This window comes from Xanthomonas sp. D-109, assembly GCF_017746095.1.
Classification (GTDB): Bacteria; Pseudomonadota; Gammaproteobacteria; order Xanthomonadales; family Xanthomonadaceae; genus Xanthomonas_A; species Xanthomonas_A sacchari.
The window spans coordinates 37661-61530 of sequence record NZ_JAGHWV010000009.1; the positions used below are offsets into that span (position 1 = coordinate 37661).

18 protein-coding genes are annotated in these 23870 nt (G+C 69.3%); 7 read left to right on the forward strand and 11 right to left on the reverse strand.

Annotated features, from left to right (window positions below; genetic code table 11):
- Positions 1-127 precede the first annotated feature (127 nt).
- Positions 128-2140, forward strand: coding sequence for a bifunctional DedA family/phosphatase PAP2 family protein (locus J7357_RS09815; RefSeq protein ID WP_209246038.1), 2013 nt, complete (start codon positions 128-130; stop codon positions 2138-2140).
- A gap of 87 nt (positions 2141-2227) precedes the next feature.
- On the opposite strand, the gene J7357_RS09820 is transcribed toward J7357_RS09815, so the two are convergent.
- The 4 genes from J7357_RS09820 to J7357_RS09835 form a co-directional block, all read right to left on the reverse strand.
- Positions 2228-2710, reverse strand: a complete 483-nt coding sequence (locus tag J7357_RS09820) for a protease inhibitor I42 family protein (RefSeq protein ID WP_209246040.1) — start codon at positions 2708-2710, stop codon at positions 2228-2230.
- A gap of 274 nt (positions 2711-2984) precedes the next feature.
- Positions 2985-3566: an LON peptidase substrate-binding domain-containing protein gene (locus J7357_RS09825; protein WP_209246042.1), complete on the reverse strand. Its 582-nt coding sequence runs from the start codon at positions 3564-3566 to the stop codon at positions 2985-2987.
- Between the two features lie 28 nt (positions 3567-3594).
- Positions 3595-5034, reverse strand: coding sequence for a UDP-N-acetylmuramate:L-alanyl-gamma-D-glutamyl-meso-diaminopimelate ligase (gene mpl / locus J7357_RS09830; protein WP_209246044.1), 1440 nt, complete (start codon positions 5032-5034; stop codon positions 3595-3597).
- A 540-nt stretch (positions 5035-5574) separates the two neighbouring features.
- Complete coding sequence (locus J7357_RS09835) at positions 5575-6138, reverse strand: adenylate kinase (RefSeq protein ID WP_209246046.1); 564 nt, start codon at positions 6136-6138, stop codon at positions 5575-5577.
- A 144-nt stretch (positions 6139-6282) separates the two neighbouring features.
- On the opposite strand from J7357_RS09835, the gene J7357_RS09840 reads away from it, so the two are divergent.
- A complete protein-coding gene (locus J7357_RS09840; protein ID WP_209246048.1) occupies positions 6283-7539 on the forward strand; it encodes a 6-phosphofructokinase in 1257 nt (418 codons plus the stop codon).
- 230 nt (positions 7540-7769) lie between these two features.
- Here the strand turns inward: J7357_RS09840 and J7357_RS09845 are convergent, their stop codons facing one another.
- Positions 7770-9098: a hypothetical protein gene (locus J7357_RS09845; RefSeq protein WP_209246050.1), complete on the reverse strand. Its 1329-nt coding sequence runs from the start codon at positions 9096-9098 to the stop codon at positions 7770-7772.
- A gap of 2 nt (positions 9099-9100) precedes the next feature.
- Here J7357_RS09845 and J7357_RS09850 point away from each other — a divergent pair, with 2 nt between their 5' ends.
- Positions 9101-9421 carry a DUF6434 domain-containing protein gene (locus tag J7357_RS09850; protein WP_244667415.1) on the forward strand — a complete coding sequence of 107 codons (321 nt, stop codon included), beginning with the start codon at positions 9101-9103 and terminating at the stop codon, positions 9419-9421.
- A gap of 288 nt (positions 9422-9709) precedes the next feature.
- Here J7357_RS09850 and J7357_RS09855 read toward each other — a convergent pair whose 3' ends face one another.
- Positions 9710-10249, reverse strand: a complete 540-nt coding sequence (locus tag J7357_RS09855; RefSeq protein WP_244667416.1) for a hypothetical protein — start codon at positions 10247-10249, stop codon at positions 9710-9712.
- A 257-nt stretch (positions 10250-10506) separates the two neighbouring features.
- Here J7357_RS09855 and J7357_RS09860 point away from each other — a divergent pair, with 257 nt between their 5' ends.
- On the forward strand, positions 10507-12534 hold the full coding sequence (locus J7357_RS09860) for a sodium-translocating pyrophosphatase (RefSeq protein WP_209246052.1): 2028 nt from the start codon (positions 10507-10509) through the stop codon (positions 12532-12534).
- A gap of 66 nt (positions 12535-12600) precedes the next feature.
- Here J7357_RS09860 and J7357_RS09865 read toward each other — a convergent pair whose 3' ends face one another.
- Positions 12601-13089: a hypothetical protein gene (locus J7357_RS09865; RefSeq protein ID WP_209246054.1), complete on the reverse strand. Its 489-nt coding sequence runs from the start codon at positions 13087-13089 to the stop codon at positions 12601-12603.
- Between the two features lie 198 nt (positions 13090-13287).
- Here J7357_RS09865 and ppa point away from each other — a divergent pair, with 198 nt between their 5' ends.
- The 3 genes from ppa (at position 13288) to J7357_RS09885 (ending at position 16395) form a co-directional block, all read left to right on the forward strand.
- The gene (gene ppa / locus J7357_RS09870; protein ID WP_017910506.1) at positions 13288-13821 is read left to right on the forward strand and encodes an inorganic diphosphatase; all 534 of its coding nucleotides are present in this window, start codon (positions 13288-13290) and stop codon (positions 13819-13821) included.
- 158 nt (positions 13822-13979) lie between these two features.
- Positions 13980-15095 (forward strand): HDOD domain-containing protein, encoded by a 1116-nt coding sequence (locus tag J7357_RS09875; protein ID WP_209246056.1) that lies wholly within the window; start codon positions 13980-13982, stop codon positions 15093-15095.
- Positions 15096-15600: 505 nt separating this feature from the next.
- Positions 15601-16395, forward strand: coding sequence for an isocitrate lyase/phosphoenolpyruvate mutase family protein (locus J7357_RS09885; RefSeq protein ID WP_209246058.1), 795 nt, complete (start codon positions 15601-15603; stop codon positions 16393-16395).
- A gap of 247 nt (positions 16396-16642) precedes the next feature.
- Here the strand turns inward: J7357_RS09885 and J7357_RS09890 are convergent, their stop codons facing one another.
- The 4 genes from J7357_RS09890 to J7357_RS09905 form a co-directional block, all read right to left on the reverse strand.
- Positions 16643-19498 (reverse strand): TonB-dependent receptor, encoded by a 2856-nt coding sequence (locus J7357_RS09890; protein ID WP_209246060.1) that lies wholly within the window; start codon positions 19496-19498, stop codon positions 16643-16645.
- Positions 19499-19547: 49 nt separating this feature from the next.
- Positions 19548-20444: a helix-turn-helix transcriptional regulator gene (locus J7357_RS09895; RefSeq protein ID WP_209246062.1), complete on the reverse strand. Its 897-nt coding sequence runs from the start codon at positions 20442-20444 to the stop codon at positions 19548-19550.
- A gap of 120 nt (positions 20445-20564) precedes the next feature.
- Positions 20565-22844 carry a winged helix-turn-helix domain-containing protein gene (locus J7357_RS09900; protein WP_209246064.1) on the reverse strand — a complete coding sequence of 760 codons (2280 nt, stop codon included), beginning with the start codon at positions 22842-22844 and terminating at the stop codon, positions 20565-20567.
- A gap of 305 nt (positions 22845-23149) precedes the next feature.
- On the reverse strand, positions 23150-23815 hold the full coding sequence (locus tag J7357_RS09905) for a two pore domain potassium channel family protein (protein ID WP_209246066.1): 666 nt from the start codon (positions 23813-23815) through the stop codon (positions 23150-23152).
- Between the last annotated feature and the right edge of the window lie 55 nt (positions 23816-23870).

The following is a 23870-nucleotide window of genomic DNA, read 5'->3' on the forward strand; positions in this document are numbered from 1 at the left end:
GGGATCGCGCCCACAATGCGCTCGCAGCGGACCACGCGCCGGGCAGCCCGGTGCTGCAAGGGCGCTCGCCCGACTCGGCATCGCCAGCGCTAACGGACCGTCATCACGCTCCCTCTATAATCGCCTGATGAATGCCTCATGGACCGATGCCACGCTGGAGTGGATCGCAGCACACCCCATCCTGGCCGGCGCGGTCATCTTCGCCATCGCGTTCTGCGATGCGGTCATCATCCTCGGCACGCTGGTGCCGGCGCTGCCGCTGCTGTTCGCGATCGGCGTGCTGATCGGCCTGGGCCAGATCTCCGGCCCGTATGCGGTGGTCAGCGCCGCGCTCGGCGCGCTGATCGGCGATGCGGTCAGCTATTGGGTCGGCTACCGCTGGGGCCATCAGTTGCGCAACTACTGGCCGTTCAAGCGCTACCCGCAGCTGCTCGACCGCGGCGAGGCGATGTTCCGCCGCAACGCCTTCAAGAGCATCCTGGTGGCGCGCTACGTCGGCGCCATCCGTCCGTTCGTGCCGGCGGTGGCGGGCATGATGAAGATGCCGCTGCGGCGCTACCTGCTGCCCAGCAGCGTGGCCGCGGTGACCTGGGCGCTGCTGTTCCTCGGGCCGGGCTGGCTGCTGGGCCAGGCCTACGACGCGGTGGCCGCGGTCGCCGGGCGCCTGTTCCTGGTGGTGGGCCTGCTGGCGCTGGCGCTGGGCCTGGTGTGGGCGATCGTGCTGTACGGCTACCGCTGGTCGGCCGGGCACATGGACGCACTGCTGGCGCGCGGCCTGGACTGGTCGCGCCGGCATCCGGTGCTGGGCCGCTATTCGATCGCGGTGTTCGATCCGCAGCGGCGCGAGTCGGTGCCGCTGGCGATGCTGGCGGTGATGCTGCTGGCGCTGGGCTGGGGCTGGTTCGCGCTGCTGATGGTGGTGGTGGCGCACGGCGAGCCGCTGCGCCTGGACCTGGCGGTGCACGACCTGATGCTGGCCCTGCGCAACCCGCTGGCCGACTACCCGATGACCGCGCTGGCCTCGCTGGGCGACTGGCAGGTGCTGCTGCCGCCGACCGCGCTGGGCCTGCTCTACCTGGCCTGGCGCCGGCGCTGGATGGCCGCGGCGCACTGGCTGGCGGCACTGGCGTTCGGCCTGGCCCTCACCAAGCTGCTCGGCACCACGGTGCACGTGGTGCGACCGCCGGCGGCCAGCAGCGGTTTCGGCTTCCCGTCGGTGGCGGTGACCATGGCCACGATCAGTTTCGGTTTCTTCGCGGTGCTGATCGCGCGCGAACTGCCGGGGCGGTCGCGGGTGTGGCCGTATCTGCTGTCCGGCGCGGTGGTGACCCTGATCGGCTTCGCCCGCCTGTACCTGGGCGCGCACTGGCTCAGCGACGTGGTCGGCGGCATGCTGTTCGGCATCTTCTGGCTGCTGGTGCTGGGCATCGCCTACCGCCGCCGTTTCAACCGCGGGTTCTGGATGAAGCCGCTGGCCTGGCTGTTCTACGGCGGCTTCGCGATCGCCGCGCTGTGGTATGCGCCGCGCCAGCTGGAACGCAAGCTGGCCAAGTTCGAACCGCCGCCGCCGCAGGTGACGCAGCTGGCGGATGCGGCCTGGTGGCAGCACGACTGGCGGCAATTGCCGTCGCGGCGCAACGAGTTCGACGACGACCAGCGCTGGCCGCTGGACATCCAGGTGGCCGGACCGCTGGCGCCGCTGCAGCGCCAGCTCGAAGCGGCCGGCTGGCGGGTGCAGCCGCAGGCCGGCTGGCAGCAGGCGCTGCAGTTGCTCGACTACAAGGCCACGCCGGCGCAGGTGCCGGTGCTGCCGGCGACGCTGGACACGCGCGTCGAATCGCTGCTGATGCTGCGCCCCGGCCCGAATCCGGACGAGCTGTACGCGCTGCGCCTGTGGCCGGCGCCGGCGCGCCTGCAGCCGGGCAACGTGCCGCTGTGGCTGGGCAGCGCGCAGAGCCTGCGCTACGAGCGCCACTTCAACCTGATCGGCCTGTGGCGGCCGCTGCGCGGTGCCGATCCGGCGCTCAACGCCGTGACCGAGGCGCTGCACGCGCTGCCCACGCGCAAGGACATGCACCGTCGCAGCCAGATCCCGGTGCTGCTGGTGCGCAGCGACAGCGAGGCGCCGTCGTCGCCCTGAGCGGCGTCGGCGCGCTTCGCGCTTCTGAACGATGAGCGCCGCGCCGGCGCAGCGCCGTCCTGCCTGCGACTGCAGGCAGTGGTGCGGCTACTTCACCTCGACCCGGATCGAACGCGAGTCGGTGGCGCGATCTTCCCAGTGCCGGGAGTAGATGAGATCGATCGTGCCGCCACCGTGATCGGTGGCCTTGAAGGTGTAGGTGACAATGCTGGGGCAGCCCATTCGGCCCGTGGCGCAGGCGGTGCCCGGTGCATGCTCGATGTCGAGCAGCGACAGCGGCGCGGGCAGGCTGCGCAAGGCCCAGGCGCTGCCGGTCGAGCCGTTCTCGGTGAGGGTGACGGCGAACAGTTGCCCGCGCTGCAGCGCGAACGGTTTCATCGACGGCGTCAGGCAGGTCCTGGGCGACACCTGATCGGCATTGCCGGTGACCAGGGCGATGGAACCGCGCGGGCAGTCGGCCTGGCCGGCTGCGGCAGCGGCAGCGGGCGCGGGGGAAGTCTCGGCGGCGATGGCGGGCAGGCTCAGGCCGCCGCCAGCGGACAGCAACAACAGCAGGAAGGAACGCTTCATACGAAGTCCTCGATCGTGCGTGGACAGGACATCAGGCCGCCAGGGCGGGATGCCGTTGCCGGCAGCCGGGCGCGGCCGCCGATCGCTGCCAAGCGTGGCCTGCGCCTGCTAGCGGCGCGCTGAATGCCGAATGCCGGGGCACAGGCCGGCGCCCTGGCCGCTGCGCGAGTGCAGCGCGCGGCGATCGTGGTTGCTGGGCACTCGGCCGTGGCTAAGCCGGCCGCCGTGTTCCGCATGCAGACCAGGACGGCGCAGCCGCCCTCGCCTGCCTGGCTCAGGGAATCCAGGCCAGCAACTGATCCAGCCGCGCGTGCGGGTCGTCTTCCTGCAGCAGCGACAGGCGCTGGCGCTCGTCCAGCGGCAGCAGTTCGGCCATGCGCCAGCCGACCCAGGCGGCCAGGTCGAGCTGGCGCGGACCGGCCAGCGGATACACCGCGGCGGCCTGGTCGAGAATGCTGTCGAGTACCGTCGCCAACAGCGCGTGCTGCGGACGCAGTTCGTCGTCGCCATCGGCCTCGCGCCATTCCACGTCGCCGACCACCAGGCCGTTGTCGCGGACCCGGCTGCGCAGCACGTGGAAGCGCCGCGCGCCGCGCAGGCTCAGCACCAGCACGCCGTCGGCGCCGACATCGAAATCGACGATGCGCGCCTCGGTGCCGAACGCCGCCGGCACCGCCGGGGCACCGGTCTCGCTACCGTCCAGGATCAGGCACACGCCGAAGCCGCTGTCGGTGCGCCCGCATTCGCGGACCAGGTCCAGATAGCGGCGCTCGAACACCCGCAGCTTGATCGCGGCGCCGGGCAGCAGCACCGCGTGCAGCGGGAACAGGGGCAGCGTGGTCCGCTGCGGGCTCACGCGCCGGCTCCGCCGTGCCCGGCCGCACTCATTGCAGCGCAGCCAGGAAGCGCCGCGGCGCGCCGTCGAAGCCGCCGTTGGACATGAACACCACATGGTCGCCGGCGCGCGCCTGCGCCTGCAGCGCGGCCAGCAAGCCGTCCACGTCGGCCGCCGCGCAGGCCTCGCCGCGCACCGCGGCGATCACCTTGCCGGCGTCCCAGGCCAACTCCGGCCGCTGCAGGAACACCACCGCGTCGGCGGCGTCCAGCGCCGGCGCCAGCGCGTCGGCATGCGCGCCCAGCCGCATCGAATTGCTGCGCGGCTCCATCGCCACCACGATGCGCGCCGCGCCGACCTTCGCGCGCAGGCCTTCCAGGGTGGTGCGGATGGCGGTGGGATGATGGGCGAAGTCGTCGTACACAGTGATGCCCTGCGCATGGCCGAGCACTTCCAGACGCCGCTTGACGCTGCGGAAGCGCGCCAGCGCCGGCATCACCTGCGCCGGCGCCACGCCCACCGCATGGGCGGCGGCCAGCGCGGCCAGCGCGTTCATCACGTTGTGGCGGCCGAGCAGCGGCCATTCCACCTCGCCCAGTTCGCGGCCCTGGTGCAGCACCGCGAAGCGGCTGCCATCGGCGGCGATCAGGCGCGCGCTCCAGTCGAAGCCGGGATCGAAGCCGAAGCGCTCGACCGGGGTCCAGCAGCCCATCGCCAGCACCTCGCGCAAATGCACGTCCTCGCCGTTGACGATCAACCGGCCGCGGCGCGGCACGGTCCGCACCAGATGGTGGAACTGGCGCTGGATCGCGGCGACGTCGGGGAAGATGTCGGCGTGGTCGTATTCGAGGTTGTTGAGGATCGCCACCAGCGGCCGGTAGTGCACGAACTTGCTGCGCTTGTCGAAGAACGCGGTGTCGTACTCGTCGGCCTCGACGACGAACAGCGGCCGCTCCGCAAGGTCCGGCCCCTGCTGTCCTTCTCCCCCCGGGAGAAGGTGGCGCGCAGCGCCGGCTGCGGGTTCGGTAGCCGCACGCCCCAGCCGCGCGGACACGCCGAAGTCCTCGGCCACACCGCCGATCAGAAAGCCCGGCTCGCGCCCGGCCGCCTGCAGCAGCCAGGTCAGGATGCTGGTGGTGGTGGTCTTGCCGTGGGTGCCGGCCACCGCCAGGGTGTCGCGCCCCGGCAGCACCTGCTCGCTCAACCATTGCGCGCCGGAGGTGTAGGCGCGCCCGGCGTCGAGCACCGCCTCCACCGCCGCGTTGCCGCGCGACAGCGCGTTGCCGACGATCACCTGGTCGCAGTCCGCGGCGATGTGCTCGGGCAGGTAGCCCTGCTTCAGCGCGATGCCCAGGTGTTCCAGCTGCGTGGACATCGGCGGGTAGATCGCCTGGTCGCTGCCTTCGACCGCATGGCCGAGTTCGCGCGCCAGCGCGGCGACACCGCCCATGAACGTACCGGCGATGCCGAGAATATGGATCTTGCTCATGGCCCGATTGTCGCCGATCCCCCGACGCACGCAAACCGGCGATGTGCCGGCCGTTGGCCGTGACAGGCCTCCGCGTGGGACCGCTTAGGGGCAAGCACCTCGCTGCGCCGTCAAGTAGGGAATCCCCCACATCCGCTGAGGAAAGTCCCCGATAGGCAAGTCGGGAGCCGACGCCGAGAATGAACGGGCCAGCCTCGACACCCTGTGGTTCTACTCCCCAAGAGACCATCCCCAAGGGAGCTCATGTCGTGGGGCCCCGAGCAAGCCCGTTCGCTGGCACCTTCTTTTACCAAGCCCGGCCTGATGGCAAGCGGCATGCGCGCCCACGGCCGATCACTCGCTGCGCCGCGGCACCGCGGGACATGTCCTTACCGTCGTGGGAGCGGCTTCAGCCGCGATGCGCATTTCCGGTAAAGCCCGTCGCGGCTGAAGCCGCTCCTACGGGTGCTGCGCGTCGTGACTGGGAGACGCGCAAGCGTCGGGATGCCGCGCCATCTGCACGTCCGGCGCCCGGTTGCGGGCGCCGGCGTGCGTGCCGCCTCAGCGGCCGATCGCCGCCAGGATGCGGGCGAGTACCTCGTCCAGCGAGCCGACGCCATCGACCCGCGCCAGCGTGCCGCGCTTGTCGTAGAAGCCGATCACCGGCGCGGTCGAATCGGTGTAGACCTGCAGGCGCTTGCGCACCGACTCGGGATTGTCGTCCTCGCGGCCTTCGGCCTTGGCGCGGCCGGCGATGCGCTCGACCAGCAGTTCGTTGGCCACGTCCAACTGCACCACCGCGTCCAGCGGCTGGCCGATCTTGGCCAGCAGTTCGTCCAGCGCCGAGGCCTGCGCCAGGTTGCGCGGGTAGCCGTCGAGGATGAAACCGTTGGCGACGTCGTCGCGGCCCAGGCGCGATTCGAGCATGCCCAGCAGGATGTCGTCGGAGACCAGGTCGCCACGCGCCATCACTTCCTTGGCCTGCACGCCCAGCGGGGTGCCGGCGGCGACTTCGGCGCGCAGCAGATCGCCGGTGGAAATGTGCGGGATCTGCAGCTTGTCCTTCAGGCGGGCCGCCTGCGTGCCCTTGCCCGATCCGGGCGGTCCCAACAGAACCAATCGCATCAACCTGACTCCTCGAGGAAAGTACCGTGCGCGGCCGGCGGCGTTAGACTCGGGGCCACGCCTGCGCTGCACCGCTAGATCCCCAGCTTACCGCATCCGGGCAATGTCCCGGCAATGTCCCCACCCCAGGAGCGAACCCCGACCATGGCCCAAGGCACCCTGCTGTACGCCCAGTCCGGCGGCGTCACCGCCGTCATCAACGCCAGCGCCGCCGCCGTCATCGGCGAAGCGCGGGCGCGCAAGGTCAAGGTGCTGGCCGCGCGCAACGGCATCCTCGGCGCGCTGCGCGAGGACCTGATCGACACCTCCAAGGAGTCGGCGGCGGCCATCGCCGCGCTGGCCCACACCCCCGGCGGCGCGTTCGGCTCGTGCCGCTACAAGCTCAAGTCGCTGGAGGCCGACCGCGCCAAGTACGAGCGCCTGCTGCAGGTGCTGCAGGCGCACGACGTGCGCTACTTCCTCTACAACGGCGGCAACGATTCGGCCGACACCGCCTGGAAGGTCTCGCAGCTGGCGCAGGCGTTCGGCTACCCGCTGCACTGCATCGGCGTGCCCAAGACCATCGACAACGACCTGGCGGTCACCGACACCTGCCCGGGCTTCGGCTCGGCGGCCAAGTACACCGCGGTGTCGGTGCGCGAGGCGGCGCTGGACGTGGCGGCGATGGCCGAGACCTCGACCAAGGTATTTGTCTACGAAGCCATGGGCCGCCATGCCGGCTGGCTGGCCGCCGCCGCCGGACTGGCCGCGCAATCGCCGGACGACGCGCCGCAGATCATCCTGTTCCCCGAACGCGCCTACGACGAAGCCGCGTTCCTGGCGCAGGTGCGCAAGGTGGTGGACAAGGTCGGCTGGTGCGTGGTGGTGGCCAGCGAAGGCATCCAGACCGCCGACGGGCGCTTCGTCGCCGATGCCGGCGGCGGCACCGATGCGTTCGGACACAGCCAGCTCGGCGGCGTGGCGTCCTACCTGGCCGGCAAGGTCAAGGCCGAGCTCGGCTACAAGGTGCATTGGACCCTGCCCGACTACCTGCAGCGTTCGGCTCGCCACCTCGGCTCCCGTACCGACTGGGAGCAGGCGCAGGCGGTCGGCAAGGCCGCGGTGCAGTTCGCGCTGAAGGGCATGAACGCGGTGATGCCGGCGATCGTGCGCAGCAGCGATGCGCCCTACCGCTGGAAGATCGAGGCGGCGCCACTGCACAAGGTCGCCAACCACGAGAAGAAGATGCCCGCCGGATTCCTGCGCAAGGACGGCTTCGGCATCACCGAGAAGGCGCGCCGCTATCTGCAGCCGCTGATCCGCGGCGAAGCGCCGCTGCCCTACGGCACGGATGGTCTGCCCAAGTACGTGGCGCTGAAGAACGTGGCGGTGAAGAAGAAGCTGCCGGCCTGGGAGGGCTGACCCGCCCGGCGCGCCGGCCATGGCGACGCATCGGCTCGCGCCGGTGCGCGCGTGGTGCCTGGAGCATGGCATCACCGACCGCGAACGCGTTTGCGAAAGCCGCAGCGAACGCAGCGGGTTCGCTTCTCATCGGGCTTGCCGTCTCCGGCCCCCGCGCGCCGCGCGTCCTCACGACTGCCTAGCGCCGGTCAACGCGGCTGGAATGGATCCAGTCCAACGCGTCGTCGGCCTCAACGCGCGTCGCGTTCCTGCACGGCGTATCGAACCGGCAGCGACGGCAGCATCAACGCTGGAGCTGCGGTTCCCGGCACGACCAGCACCTGGTCCAGCGCGATCGCGTCGTCGCCCTCGCGCGCGACGAAGGCCTGGACCAGGCGGGTGCCGGCGGTCGGCAACAGCGCCTGCGGGATCGGACTCGGCGTGCGGCCCATGCCCGCCAGCCATTGCGGACGCCCGGCGACGAGCGTCGTGCGCGGATGCACGACCTGCAGATCCACCGAACCGGCGAGCAGGCCCACCGTCAGCGGCTTGCCGTGCCGCATCAGGACCACAGATCGGCCGTGCGTCTTGGGTTCGGCGATGGCGTACAGGTCGGCGTCGGGCCGATTCATCGGGATCGGCGACAGACCCGCCTGGTCGATCGTCAGCGGATCGATGCCCGTGGCACGCTTGAGCCGCTGCGCCATCATCTCGACCTTTCCGCCCTCTGCGGCGATCGGCCGTTCGGCGGCATGGTGTTCGCCGGCATAGATCAGGATCTTGCCGGCGGGAGCGTGCTCAAGCGCGCGCCGGATGAGGTTGTCGGCCTGGTCCTGCTCCCGCTGCGCCTGGGCCTGGCCGGGATCGGCGGCGTAGTCCGTGCGCGTGGTTTCGTACGACACCAGACGGTAGCCCAGCGCGAGCGACTGGCGCAGGAAATCGGCGAAGACCGGATCGTGCAGGTAGTAGCCGCTCGTCTGCCGTGGGTAGCCGTCCTTCGAGAGCGCCGCCATCTTGTCGCGCGAGACCGCATCGTCGGCATCGCGCTTCAACGCCTCGGCCGCCAGCACGGTGTAGCCGAGCGGGCGCAAGGCGCGCGCGACCTCCAGCCCGAACGCGCGGCCGCGCGGATCGAGATGGTTCTCGTCGAGGATCACGATGCTGGTGCGGCGCGCGCGGCGCACGATCTCCGCGAGCGCGGCAACGCCGTGCGCGGCGCGCAGGTCGGCGAGCTGTTCTTCGGGCACATGGAAATCGGCCGCCTTCGCCGGATTGAACGTCGGCATGCCGGTCATGCACGACATCACCTGCGCCCATTGGTCGAACACGTCCGCATCCTGGATATCGCCCGCCGAGGCCACGCCGAGATGCGCCAGCAGGCCGAACGAGGCATCCAGATAGCGACCATGCATGGCGTCCTGGACGGACTGGTCGTTGGCGGCCTGGACGCGCGCCGCCGCATCCGGCGCGGGCGCATCCGGCTTGGCCGGCAAGGCCGTGGCGGAAGGCATCGCAGCGGTGCTCGCGGCTGTCGCCGCCGTCAGCAACAACAAGCCGCCGACAATCGATTGAAATCGCATGGATGCTCGGACCTTTTCGCGCGTGCAGTACTATTGCCAGGAGAGCGACGAAAGACAAGACCGCGACCGGCGCGCACGATCGTCAAGGTAACGAGATGAGCTTCGATTGGCACAACGGCCCGATCACACGCGCGACGCCGGTCGACAGGACCTATCGGAATACGCAGGCGGTGCGCCGCTTCCTCAGCGACACATGCGGCGCCGAGTTCAAGTTCGATCGCGGCTTCATGGCGTGGATCAAGGACGGCGTGCCCAAGAGCATGGGCGAGGTTGCCGACGAATGGTTGCGGCGGCGGCGACAAAGGCCGGAAGCGGCGCGCTAGGCCTGCACCGCCTCGGATGCGCCCACGCGCCGAACCGTACACCTGAAACAACAGCAGTGCGCATCGGCCGGGCGCGACAGTCCGAGACAGCCGCCAGCGGCGCTGGACGCGATGAAGCTTGCGAGCATGCGCATCGCACCAGGCGAGGACGCGCGCCGCACCCGCCGATGTCCATGCATGGCATCGGCGGCGGCGCTTAAGCAGGCACGCAGCGGGCGACGTCCCGCAAATCTCGCCCGAACCAATTGGGGATGCCGCGCGCGGCGAAAAGCCGCCACGCGCCGAGACTCAGCGGCAGGCCTTGCCCTCCACGGTCATCTGCGCGGTGAACTGCGGCACCTGCGGGACCTTGCCGGCGGCCGCCTGCTGCTTGGCCTCTTCGAGATAGATGCGCGACTGCCCCTGGCCATCGCGCTCGGTGTTCAGCGCGACCGGCTTGCGCCACACCCGCACCACCGCCTGCTGCGAGGGACAGGCGGCGCTGGGCACGCGGATCAGGTCGTTGAACTTCCAGCCGGTGGCCTCGCTGGGCCTGGCCTGGTCGAACTCGACCAGCTTGGCGCGCGGCTGGCAGGTGGGGCTGCTGCGCACCGCGGAGAACCGGTAGGGCTGCGCCGCATCGCCGGTGTATTCGCCCTCGAAGCGCACGCAGGCCTCGGGGATCTGGCGGATGGTGTGCACCACCCCGACCGCCTGCGGCGCGCTGGCCGGGCGCTGCAGCTCCGGGGTGGGATCGGCGGCCACGGCGGCCAGCGGCGCCAGCGCGCACAGGCCGAGTGCCAGGATCGAAGCGCGTGCGCGCAGCCTTGGGGAAAGCGTCGTGTGCATCGGAGGGCTCCTGGGAAGCGATGCGCCACGCTGCCATGCGCAGACTGAACCGGACGCCAAAACTGCGACGCCCTGCCTGGTCGCTGGCGGCATCACCGAGCCAGGCGCATACTCGCCCACGTCCAGGCCAGATGACATTGCGATACGCACCAGCGGCGCGCGTTGTGGCCGCGGAGTCGTTGCATGCTTCAGCTCCTACGGTGTGATCCCGCGGTACGTCCAACGCTTGGGCGCCATCCACATCCTTGGGAGGGGTCATGCTGGAACGATATGCGGTCACCGTGGCACTGGCGTGCGCGGCTCTGGCGGTGCTGTACGGCATCGTCTCCACGCGCTGGATCCTGGCGCAACCCGCCGGCAACGAACGCATGCGGCAGATCGCCGATGCGATCCAGGAAGGCGCCCGCGCCTACCTCAACCGCCAATACCTGACCATCGCCATCGCCGGCGCGGTGCTGCTGGTACTGGTCGGCGTCTTCCTGAACTGGTACACCGCCGGGGGCTTCGCGATCGGCGCGGTGCTGTCCGGCGTCGCCGGCTACATCGGCATGAACCTGTCGGTGCGGGCCAACGTGCGCACCGCGGAGGCGGCGCGGCGCGGGCTGGCCCCGGCGATGGCCGTGGCGTTCCGCGGCGGCGCGATCACCGGCATGCTGGTGGTGGGGCTGGGCCTGATCGGCGTGGCCGGCTACTACGGCCTGCTGCAGTGGCTGGGCCACAGCGTGGGCGACAGCCTGCATGCGCTGGTCGGCCTGGCCTTCGGCAGTTCGCTGATCTCGATCTTCGCGCGCCTGGGCGGCGGCATCTTCACCAAGGGCGCCGACGTCGGCGCGGACCTGGTCGGCAAGGTCGAGGCCGGCATTCCCGAGGACGACCCGCGCAACCCGGCGGTGATCGCGGACAACGTCGGCGACAACGTCGGCGACTGCGCCGGCATGGCCGCCGACCTGTTCGAGACCTACGCGGTCACGGTGATCGCGACGATGCTGCTGGGCGGGCTGATGGCCGCCGAGGCCGGGCGCAACGCGGTGCTGTATCCGCTGGTGCTGGGCGGGGTGTCGATCGTCGCCTCGATCGTCGGCACCTTCTTCGTGCGCGTGCGCCCGGGCGGTTCGATCATGGGCGCGCTGTACAAGGGCGTGGTGGTCTCGGCGGTGCTGGCGGCGCTGGCGTTCTGGCCGGTGACCCAGCAACTGATGGGCGACACCGCCGCCGGTGCCGGCAAGCTCTACGGCTGCGCGCTGATCGGCCTGGCGCTGACCGGACTGATCGTGTGGATCACCGAGTACTACACCGGCACCCAGTACAAGCCGGTGCAGCACGTGGCGCAGGCCTCGACCACCGGCCACGGCACCAACATCATCGCCGGGCTGGGTATCTCGATGAAGTCCACCGCGCTGCCGGTGATCGCGGTGTGCGCGGCGATCTGGGGCGCGTTCGCGCTGTCGGGCCTGTACGGCATCGCCATCGCCGCCACCGCGATGCTGTCGATGGCCGGCATGATCGTGGCGCTGGACGCCTACGGCCCGATCACCGACAACGCCGGCGGCATCGCCGAGATGGCGGAACTGCCGCCGGAGGTACGCGCGGTCACCGACCCACTGGACGCGGTCGGCAACACCACCAAGGCGGTGACCAAGGGCTATGCGATCGGCTCGGCGGCGCTGGCGGCGCTGGTGCTGTTCGCCGACTACACCCACAACCTGCGCGCCGCGCATCCCACCGAGACCTTCGCCTTCGACCTGTCCGACCACACGGTGATCATCGGCCTGCTGATCGGCGGCCTGATCCCCTACCTGTTCGGCGCGATGGCGATGGAAGCGGTGGGCCGTGCCGCCGGTGCGGTGGTCGAGGAAGTCCGGCGCCAGTTCCGCGAGATCCCCGGCATCATGCAGGGCACCGGCAAGCCGCAGTACGACCGCGCGGTGGACATGCTGACCCGCTCGGCGATCCGCGAAATGATCGTGCCGTCGCTGCTGCCGGTGGCGGTGCCGATCGTGGTCGGCCTGCTGCTGGGCCCGCGCGCGCTCGGCGGCCTGCTGATCGGCACCATCGTCACCGGTTTGTTCGTGGCGATCTCCATGACCACCGGCGGCGGCGCCTGGGACAACGCCAAGAAGTACATCGAGGACGGCCATTTCGGCGGCAAGGGCAGCGAGGCGCACAAGGCCGCGGTGACCGGCGACACGGTTGGCGACCCGTACAAGGACACGGCCGGCCCGGCGATCAACCCGCTGATCAAGATCATCAACATCGTGGCGCTGCTGCTGGTGCCGCTGCTGTAGCCGCAGGGACAGCGGGCGCCGGCGACATGCCTGCGCCCGCTGCACACGGCGCGTCGTGGCGGCCAGCTACAGGCAGTCGATCAACCCGTCGTTGATGCTGCGCTCGCTGTGCGGCAGCGGCGCGAACAGTGACCGCTCGCCCGACAGCGCCGCGTACAGCGCGTGCAACCGGGTCTGCGGTTGCAACGGCGTGGGGCAGTGCCACAGCCGCGCATCGACCACGACCCGACCGGTGTCGGGGTCGATACTGGCCTCGCTGGCGGCGAAGCTCCAGAGGCACTCCCCAACCACCCCGTCGCGCTGGCGCACCGAGCAGCGATAGCGCAGCGGCCGGTAGTCGCTGTAGTCGCCTTCGCAGAAGGTGTCGCCGCAGAGCTGGTCGAAGTCGTGCGCCAGCCGTCGCTCCAGGTCGGCGAACGCCTCCCAGCCCTCGCCGGGCGCCGGGTAGTCCATCGCATCGACATACCTCGGCGCCGCCTGCTGCGCCTGCGCAGCGCCGCAGGCCAGGACCAGCACCGCCAGCAGCGGCCATATCGATCGCCGGATTCCGTTCATCGTCTTGCTCCTTGATGGGGGACAGTGGCCACAGGGTCGCCGCCCCCGAGGACCCGCACCATCGGAATGCGCCCCATGCGGGCCGGTATGGAGTCCGAAACCGCTGTAGGAATCCTCCGAAGCGCCGTGCGCTGCATTGCAACAGCCAACCGACTAGAATGCCTGCCTCTTTAGAAGCCACTCCACTGGAGCTAGCGCATGGGTCTGGAACTGGTCACCTCCGGCAAGAACCTGCCGGAAGAAATCAACGTCGTCATCGAAATCCCCAAGGATTCCGAGCCGGTCAAGTACGAAGTGGACAAGGCCAGCGGCGCCATCTTCGTCGACCGCATCCTCTCCACCCCGATGCGCTACCCCTGCAACTACGGCTACGTGCCCAACACCCTGTGCGGCGACGGCGACCCGGCCGACGTGCTGGTGGTGCTGCCGCTGCCCCTGGTGCCCGGCTGCGTGGTGCGCTGCCGCCCGGTCGGCGTGCTGAAGATGAGCGACGAGGCCGGCAGCGACGAGAAGATCCTGGCGGTGCCGGTGGCCAAGGTGTTCGAGGGCTACGCCCACATCGAGGACATCGCCCAGGTCTCGGGCCACTGGATGGAGCGCATCGGCCACTTCTTCGAGCACTACAAGGACCTGGAGAAGGGCAAGTGGGTCAAGCTCGACGGCTGGGGCAACGCCGAGGAAGCCAAGCGCATCCTGCGCGAGTCCGTGGCCCGTTACGAAGCCGGCGCCTGAGCCGCGCGGCCGTGGCGGGGCGCCTGCCCCGCCGTGGCTGATCCGTTTCACGTTTTGCCGTTGCCGGGGCGCCGCGCTTCGGGGTTTGCGGTACATTGCGTCATGGCATCACCGAGCCCGGTCCGTCCGCGATCCGGCTCTTCTTGGGGGACAGTCTCTTGCGCATCCTGTTCGTCGGCGACGAAGCCAGCCTTCCGTCCGAAGTCACTGAATACATTCGCGATCTGGGCGACGACTGGCAGGTCCAGAGCGTCGCCGACGGCAATGCCGCGATCGCCGCGGCAGCCACCGTGCGCCTGGATGCGGTGATCGCCGCGCCGACGCTGCCGGACCTGACCACCGCCACCCTGCTCGGCCAGATCCGCACGCTGAGCCCGGAAACCATCCGCATCGCGCTGATCGAGGCCGAACAGAGCAACCGTGCGCCGCCGGCGCGGATCATCGGCGTGGCGCACCGGTTCCTGCCGCTGCCGCTGTCGCCGGAGATGCTGCTGGAGGCGGTCACCAGCCTGGAAGAACTGCAGGAACTGCTGGGCAACCCGCGTCTGCGCTCCAGCATCGGCCGCATCGAGAAGCTGCCCTCGCCGCCGCATCTGTACCTGAGCCTGATGCACGCGCTCGAGCAGGACGAAGGCAGCAACGCCGCCGACCTGGCCAAGCTGGTCTCGGCCGACCCGGCGATCGCGGCCAAGGTGCTGCAACTGTGCAATTCGGCGTTCTTCTCCAACGGCCGCACCATTTCCGACCTGCGCACCGCCGTGACCCGCCTGGGTACCGCCACCCTGCGCGACCTGGTGCTGGCCAGCGAAGTGTTCTCGGTGCAGGCGCTGTCCAACGCCGAGCGCAACGCGCTGCAGCAGCGCTCGCTGCTGGCGTCCAAGCTGGCCGCGAAGATGCTGCCGGCGTCCAGCGTCGAACTGGGCTCGACCGCGGCGCTGCTGGCCGACATCGGCCTGTTGCTGCCGGGCGTGCGCGACGAGCGCGAGCCGCCCACCGATGCCGACGACGCCCGCCCGGGCCACGCCGAGGCCGGTGCCTACCTGCTTGGCCTGTGGGGCCTGCCGATGCCGATCATCGAGGCGGTGGCCTTCCATCGCCAGCCGCAGCGCTCCAGCACCCGCAGCTTCTGGGTCACCGGCGCGGTACACGTGGCGATGGCCCTGGCCAGCGGCTCGGAGGTGGACGAGGAGTACCTGTCCAAGACCGGCATGCTGAGCAAGCTGCCGACCTGGCGCGAGCACGCCGAAAACCTGATGGGGCTGACCTCGGCGTAAGACCCACCTTGGCGTGCGCGGGCCGCCTGCTCGCGCGCGAGCGCACGCTCCAGGAAGTCGGCGAAGCTGGCGCCCTCGCGCACCGCGTGCTGCACCAGAGCGGGCCAGTCGCTGCCCAGCCTGGCGAGCTTGATCTGCTCGTACACCTCGGCAATGCGCTCGTGCTGCAGGCCCATCGCGCCATGTCCAGCAAGGCCTCGTACACCGAGAGCGGATGCTGCAGGCGTTGCAGCGGCAGCACGACGCGCTGGTGCACTCGCGCCAACACGTGTCCGCGGCCTGCCCGGTGATGGCATGCCCCGCCAATCGCATAGGTGCGGGCAGCTACAAGTGCAGTTGCCTGATGATGCATTCAAGCCGAGCTTGTCCGCTGGCGCGGCCAAGATGACCTAGTTCAAGCCTTAGGTAAGGCTTCGGTTTGTCGAGGTTGATGTCCGAAAATGGCACGACACTTAGCGCGGCCGATGCCACATTTCGGCCACTCGCCCGCCTAAGGCAACACGTCATGAGCGCACCCGCTTTTTTCAGGTTTTTAGACCTTCATCGCACCAACACCCCCCTGTTAATCGCCAACGCTTGGGATGCCGTCAGCGCAGCACTCTGGCAACGGGCAGGCGCTCCGGCTATCGGCACCAGCAGTGCGGCTCTGGCCTGGGCTTGCGGCTATGCCGATGGCGGTGCACTACCGCTCGATGCACTATTGCATCAGGTACGCGCCATTGCCCGTGTCTCGTCAGTTCCGGTCAGTATCGATCTGGAGGACGGTTATAGCGACGACCCGCACGCCGTGGCGGAGCTGGCGAAGGAAATCGCGGCCATCGGTGCGGTTGGGATCAACCTGGAAGATGGTGCGGGTACGCCCGAGCTGTTGATTGAGAAGATCCGCATGGCCCGTCAGGCTCTCGGCGACACACCGCTGTTCATCAACGCACGCACCGACGTTTACTTGCGCGGCCTCGCTTCCGGGCGTGATGCGGTGGACATGGCGATCCATCGCTTGTCTTGCTACCGGGACGCAGGTGCAGACGGCGGCTTCGTGCCGGGCATCACCGATATCAAGGAAATTGCCGAGATCGCGGCAAAGGTCGCGATGCCGCTCAACGTAATGACGGTTCCCGGGCTACCGTCGCTGCTGGCATTGCGCGAGGCCGGTGTGCGTCGGATCAGCGCCGGCCCGGCGCTGTTCCAGCACGCTTTCGGTGCCGGCGTGAACAGTGTCGAAGACTTCCTGGCCGGCAACTTTTCCAGCGTGCCCCGCGCTGGCATCGAGTACGCCAGCCTCAACCGATTGCTTTGGTAGAACGGTAGCCGCCATGGGCACGGCGACACATTGCCCAGGCGGGCCGCCGCGCTCATACCAGAAATCAAAGATGTCCCTCCCAACACCAGGCAAGACGGCGCGGATCTTGAGGAAAACGTAGGCGCCGTCGCGGCTGTCTCGACAACCCCAACCTTATCGGGTCGGCCGTGTGCCTGTCTCCCCTCAGTTGGGTGAACAAAAAAAGACGGGCCTTGCGGCCCGTCTTCGTGTTACGCGAACAGCTCGATCAGAAGCGCTGGGTGTACTTCATGTACACGTAGCGACCGATGTCGAAGCCGCCGTAGTAGGCGAAGCTGCTGTCCGGGGCCGAGTACATCAGCGGACCGCGGTGGTCGAACACGTTGTTCGCACCGAGGGCGATCGTCGCATCCCACGGCGCCTTCCAGTTGACCTGCAGGTCGTGGAAGGTGTTGGAACCGGTGTGACGCAGCGGATCGGATTCGCCGTTGGCGAAGTGGTCCGGCGCATCGCAGTAGTCCGTGGCCAGCGAGATGCAGCTTTCCTTCATGCCGGAGTAGTAGCGCAGGGTGTAGTTCACACCGAAGTCGCCCAGCGTCCAGTTCACGCCCAGGTTGGAGCGCACGCGGAAGATGCCCGGCTCGCCCACGCGACCGATGGTGATGTTGTCGCCCGCGGCGTTCTGGCCGGCTTCGTCGTACTTGCTGACGTAGCTGGTCTGCCAGTCGATCATGATCTTGCCGAACGCCATTTCCGGCAGACGGTAGCGGATGCCCAGATCGTAGCCTTCGGTCTCCATCTGGCCCAGGTTGGCCACGCCGTAGGTCATCGCCGAGATGTGGCCGTCGGCGGCGCGGGTCACGCCGGCGCAGCGCTCGGCATTGCCCAGCACGTAGCAGTCGCGCAGGATGCGGTCCACGCTATCGGCGATGATCATGTCCTTGATCTCGTAGCGGTACCAATCCAGCGAGATGTCCAGGCCCTGCACCCAGCGCGGGCTCCACACCAGACCGGCGGTCTTGCTGGTGGAGGTTTCCGGCTTCAGGTTCGGGTTGGAGCCGCTGATGAACTCGTCCGGGGTCTGGCACGGATAGGTGGTGCACGGCACGTAGCCCTGGCCCAGCTGGGTGTAGCCGACCGGCACGCCGGCCGCGGAACACGCCGCATTGCCGTTGACGCTGTTCGGCGCGCCGATGCCGCACGGATCGACATACGACTCGAAGCTGCTGCTCAGGCCGCCGTACAGATCGCTGATCGTCGGAGCGCGGAAGCCCTCGGCGTAGGTGCCGCGGACCAGCAGCTCGTCGATCGGCTTCCAGGTGAAGCCGAACTTGGAGTTCACCGTGTCGCCGAAGTTGCTGTAGTCCGAGTAGCGGCTGGCCAGGTTCAGGGTCAGCTGCTTGGCGAACGCCATGTCGGCCAGGATCGGCACGTTCAACTCGAGGTAGAACTCGTCCAGATCGTAGTTGCCGGAGGTGGTCTTGGCGCCCAGGCCGGTGCTCTCACCCGACTGCGCGAAGGCGTCCGGCGAGAAGCGGCCTTCTTCCTTGCGGTGCTCGTAGCCGACCGCAACGCCGAGGTCGCCCGCCGGCAGCGTCGCCAGGGTGCCGCTCAGGTTGGCGGTGTAGCTGGTGGTCTTGGTCAGGCCGGTGTCGGTGAAGTACGGGAACAGGAAGGCCTGGGTGTCCGGATCGGCCAGCGAGCCCGGGCCGGCCACGCCGTACGGCAGCAGCGGGTTCCACGGACGGCAGCTGCTCAGCGACACCGGCGCGGCGGCGGTGCCGCACTGGGCGACGCCGTTGGCGTTGATGAAGGACGAACCCAGCGCCTGGCGCGCCGCGATCAGGCTCATGTCGCCGTGACCGGTCTTGGTGCTCTCGTTGCGGTTCCACAGCGCACCGACGTCCCAGTCCCAGGTCTTGTCGGCGAACTCGAAGGAGCCGCTGATGGTCGGCGCGAAGCGCGTGGTCTTCAGCTTGCTCTCGGTGGTGCGCGGCACTTCCCACAGGCGGCGGCGGAAGTCGATGTCCTGGCCGATCGGGTTGAACGCGCTGTCGGCAGCCAGCGGGGTGCCGAATGCGGCGGACTGGTACGGATAGCCGGCGATCTGCTGATCGGTGGTGCGCTCGTTGTAGAGCACGTCGGCGTTGAAGACGATGGAGTCGGTCAGGTCGTAGTTCGCGTTGGCGAACACCGACTTACGCTCGATGCCGGTCTGCACCATCATCTGCTGGTTGGAGTTGGCGCGCTCGGCCGCCGTCAGCGGGTGATAGTCGGCCGGATTGTTCGGGTTGCCGCCCTGGTTCAGGGTCTGCCACACCGCCACGCTCGGATCGGAGCAATCCACGGTCAGCGGGTTGCACCAGCTGCCGTTCTGGCTGATCGGGCTCCAGCTGCTCGGGGTGGAGTTCGGCCCGCGGCTGCCATCGCGGCTGAACCAACGGTTCTTGGCGAACACCGGATCCTGCTTGGAGTACTCGGCGGTCAGCGCCACGCCACCGCGCTCGCCCTGGGTGCCGATGGTGAAGGAGTACTGCGAGGTCTTGCCGTCGCCTTCGCCGAACTGGCCGAACTCTGCGGAAACCTCGGCGCCGTCGAAGCGCTTGCGGGTGATGATGTTGACCACGCCGGCGATGGCGTCGGAACCGTAGATCGACGAGGCGCCGTCCTTCAGCACTTCGATGCGCTCGATGGCCGCCATCGGCACCTGGCTCAGGTCCTGCAGGCCGGAGGTGGTGGCGCCCAGGCGCTTGCCGTTCAGCAGCACCAGGGTGCGCTCGGCACCGAGGTTGCGCAGGTCGACGTAGTAGCCGCCGACGTTTTCGCCGGACGCCAGCGCGTCGGCGCGCGAGATGGCCGGGGAACCGGCCGAGGTCAGGTTCTGCAGCACGTCGGCGACCGAAGTGTAGCCCTGGCGCTCCAGCGCCTGGCGGTCCAGGGTCAGGATCGGCTGCTGGGTTTCGACGTCGGCGCTGCGGATGCGCGAACCGGTGATTTCGATCCGGTCCAGCGTGGTGGTGGACGAGGCGGCGGCTTCTTGCGCGCCGGCAATCGCCGGCGTCAACGCGATCGCGATGCTGGCGGGCAGCAAGCCCAGCCGCACTGCGGGAGTGCGAAGGTTCATCAATCTCTCCAGGGTAACGTTAGGGGCGTGTTAAGACGCCCTCGGCACGTTACGTTCCGGTGAGCGCGGCTGCTTTGCCGCTGCCGCCTGCAGACTTTGCCGATTCTGGCGGCACGGGACCACCATGACGATATTGCGAGGCGGAGACCCCGAAACGCGCACGGAACGCCCGCGCGAAGCTGCAGCAGTTGTCGAATCCGCTGGCGGCGGCCACCTCGCCGATCATCATCGTGGTGTCGCGCAGCAGGTCCGCCGCACGCTCCAGGCGCAGGCGCGCCGACAGCGCCTGCGGGCTTTCCTCGTACAGGGTCTGGAACGTCTTGGACAGGTACCAGCCGGAGAAGTTGGTCAGTTCCGCCAGTTCGCTGATCCGCACCACGCGGTCGCGATGGCCGTCCAGATACAGCCGCGCGCGCTGCATGCGCCCGAACACCTGGCGCTTGCGCATCCGCGAGCGCCCCGGGCAACGCTGCACGCGGCGCGACAACTCGCCCTGCATGGAAGCCAGGTGCAGCAGCACCGGCCGCATCGCCAAGGCATCGCCGGGCCGCGCCGCCGCCTGCCGCCACAGCCGCAAGGCGGTGCGCGTCTCGCGCAGCGACAGCTCGCCGCGCCCCGCGTACAAGGTCTCGTCGGCCATCCGCCCCAAGGTCTTCAATGCCTCGCCGTCCAGGCTCAGGCCGATGCACAGGCCGTCGCGGTCGGTCTGCAGCAGCGGCCGCGAGTCGCGCTCGAAAGCCAGCCACTGGCCGCGGCGCAGGGCGAAGCGCCCCTCCTTGGCCTCGATCCATGCGCTTCCGCGCAGCTGCAGCCAGACCGTGAAGGCATTCGCCGACGCCTGCACGCTGGCCAGGCGCGCCGCGCCCAGGCAGGCAGGCCCGGCCGGGGCGTCGTCGGCGTCCAGCACCAGTTGTTGTCCATGATCGACCAGGAAAGATTGCCGCATCCGAGCACCCGTTTGACGTAAACCGGTGTGCAGTCTTTGCCGAATGTGGCGACAGGTCAGGAAGTCTTGGCGATAGTTGTCCGAAATCGCCACGATGCCCTTACGAACAACTTACGATGCTTATTTTTCTTTTCGGATCAACCAGTTGTGCGAGATCGTCGAGAACCACTCGGGCTGCTCTCGCATGCGGATGAAGCCGATCTCGCTGCCATCCTCGACCGCCAGGGCGACATAGGCGTCGCCGCTGCGCGGGTCGATGCTGAAGCCGTTGATCGCACTGAAGTGGTCGCGATCCAGGCACACGCTGGCATCGCGGCCCCCGTCGATGCGCGCCATGCGGCTGGCGCATTCGCTGGTCTGGAACAGGTAGTGCACCGCCCCATCGGCGCCCACCGCCCAACTGCGGTAGCGCCACAGCGAGGGCAGGCCGTCGTCCACGGCCCGCACGCTGGCCAGGTCCAGGCTGGCATCGGCACGCCACAGGCCGCTGCGCGCGAGTCGGGTGAACAGGATCTGCCCGTTCGCCGGATCGATGCGGATCTGCGACACGTCCGGCAAGGTGGCCAGGGGCCGCCAGGGCACCGCACGCCGGTCGTACAACTGCAGGCGGGTGCGACCGTTCTCGCCCAGCAGCACCAGCAACTGCCCGGGCTCGGCGGTGTACAACGCCTGCAGCGGCTCGCCGGCGGGCACCGGCAGGGCCGCCACACTGCCGGACTGCGGCCGGACCTCGTAGATCGCCGAGTGCCCCTGCGCGTCGCGGCCGCTGACCAGCAGCGCCTGGCTGTCCGCCGACCACGCCAGCGGCTGCCGGGTCTCCGGCCGCACGCCCTCGATCAGTCGCAACGAGGCCGGCTGGGTCACGTCGCCCCACCACAGCGCGTAGCTGCCGTCGCGGTCGGAGGTGAAGGCGAGTTGGCGCCCGTCGGGCGCGATGCTCGGCTGCCCGTCGCGGCCGGTGGAGGCGAACAACCGCTGGCGTTCGCGCGGCACATCGGTCGCCCGCGCCGGGATGCGGTACAGGGCGAATTGCGGACGCCGGTGCACGAACGCCAGGCTGCCACCATCGCGGGCCAGTCGCGGCGCCTGCGCATCGCTCAGGCCCAGGTCGCGCAGGCGCCGGGTCTGGGTATCCAGCCGATAAAGCCGGGTCTCGCCATCGACCCGACGCCCGAACACGATGCCCTCCCCGTCGCGCGCCCAGTCCCAGCCGCGGATCTCGGCGAACTCATGGGTCAGCGGCTCGGCGATACCGCCGGCGGCCGGCACCCGCCAAAGCCCGCCCATCTGCGGATTGCGCACGAAGGCGATCCATTTGCCGTCCGGCGAGTAGCGCGGCGCGTAATCGAAATCGCCGGCGCCCACCGGATAGTCCAGCGCCGTCCAGCGCCCGCTGTCCAGGTCCAGCACGCGGATGCCGCGTGCGGTCTGGCGGCCGGCCATGCTGCCGAAGATCAGGCCGCGGCCGTCCGGCGTCCAGTCGAAGCTGAGCAACTCGCTGTCGTCGCAGCGCGCGACCTCGCGGGACGGCGCACGGCCGTCGGCCTGGACCAGCATGACCCGGCACTGCCGGTCTGACCCCAGCCGGGCGAAGGCGATCTGTTTGCCATCGGGCGACCAGGCGGGCAGACGGTCGGACGCGCCACGGGCCGGCACCCCGAGCGAGCGCGGAGGGGTGCTGCCGGTGGCACCGCTGGTCGGCTGGATGAGCAACTGCGTGCCGTCGCTGCCGTTGCTGCGTGCGGCATACGCCACCTGCGCACCATCCGGTGACAGCGCCGGCTCCAGCTTGAATCCGGACAGGGCGGTGATGAGCCGATACGGCCGGCTGGGGCTGCCCAGCACGCGCTCCTGCTCGGCGCTGTCGGCAGGCTCGGCCGCGGGGCGCGCGAACCACCACCAGAAGGCCAGCGCCAGCACCAGCATCGCCGCCGCGCCCGCAGCGGCGGCGAGCCATGACGGCGGACGCCGCCGCGCCGCAGGGGCGATGGCGATGGCCGGGGCAACGGGGGCCGCCGTGTCATCGGCGTGGTCCGTGTCCAGCGACGGAGCCGAAACCGCGCCAGCCTCGGCCTCGACATCGGGCAAGGCCTGTACCGGCGCCACCAGGCGGTAGCCAGTCTTGGCCAGGGTCTCGATGTACACCGGCGACTCGCCACGCACGCCGGCGGCGAAGGCCTTGCGCAACTGGGTGACGGCCTGGGTCACCACGTCGTTGGTCGGCTGCGTGTCCGGCCAGACCTGCGCCAACAGCGCCTCGCGTTCCACCACTTGGCCCGGTTGCGCCAGCAACACCCGCAACACGCCCATCGCCTTCGGCGTGAGCCGCTGCGGCCGGCGCGCGCGCGGCGCGTGCACTTCGCGCAACGACAGCAGCACCAGGCAATCGCCGACCTGCATCCGTTGCGGAAGCGTCGGTATGGCGGACGATGGAAAAGACATGTTGGACAACAAGGAAAACGCCGTGACGGAAGTGCCGCAGAAGCGGCGGCAACGCGGCCACGCGTGGCCCCGCGGCGGGAGCCAACGAGCAAACTCGGCAAAACGAGGCAGCGAATGTCGCCAAGCGCGACATGTCACCGGATTCTACTCTAGTCATCGCCGCCGCCAACCGCGACGACGCATTCAGGCTCTCTCTCCGCCGACGAACTCACATAATCGCTCCATGACTGCGCGCCCCTGGGCGCGCTTTTTTTACGCCACGTTCATGTCCTCATGTGACGTGTGACGCTGAGCCCAATCAGCCGCGACACCACCAGGGCGATGTACATCACGCCCGCGAACTGTTCGACCATTACCAGCGCCCGCGCGAACGGCTGCACGGGCACGACGTCGCTCAGGCCCACGCCGGAGAGCACGCTGAAGCTCAAGTACAGCAATTCCATCCAGGTCCGTGGCGAGGACGCGTCCACGGCCGCGGTGAAGCTGCCCGGCAGCCATTGCTGGCACACCGCGAAGACGAACGCGAAGGCCCAGGCCAGCAGTGTGAAGGTGGCACCGGCGGCGTAGAGTTCGTCGCGGGTGACCACATGATCCTGCAGCATGTAGGCGATCAGGCTGCCGGCGGTATAGAAGTACAGCAGGCTTTCCAGCAGCTGCGCCCACGCGGTCATCGCCGGATTGCCGAGCAGGGCCGCGGCGATCGACAGCGCCACCGACGGCAGCGCCAGACAACAGGCGATCCACAGCGCCGTGGGTCCGCGGTTGACCACCCAAAGCGCCAGCGACAGCACCACGATGCCGAACGCACCGAACAGCGCGCGACCGGCGGCCGTGTCCTCCATCCAGGGATACAGCAGCACGCCCAGCAACTGCACGCCGAGCAGCAGCGCGGACGGATGGCGACGCAGCGCGAACGCATAGCGCAGCATGGGACATTCCCTGTGGCGACCAGCGCGCATGATAGACGGGCGTGTGCATGGCGCC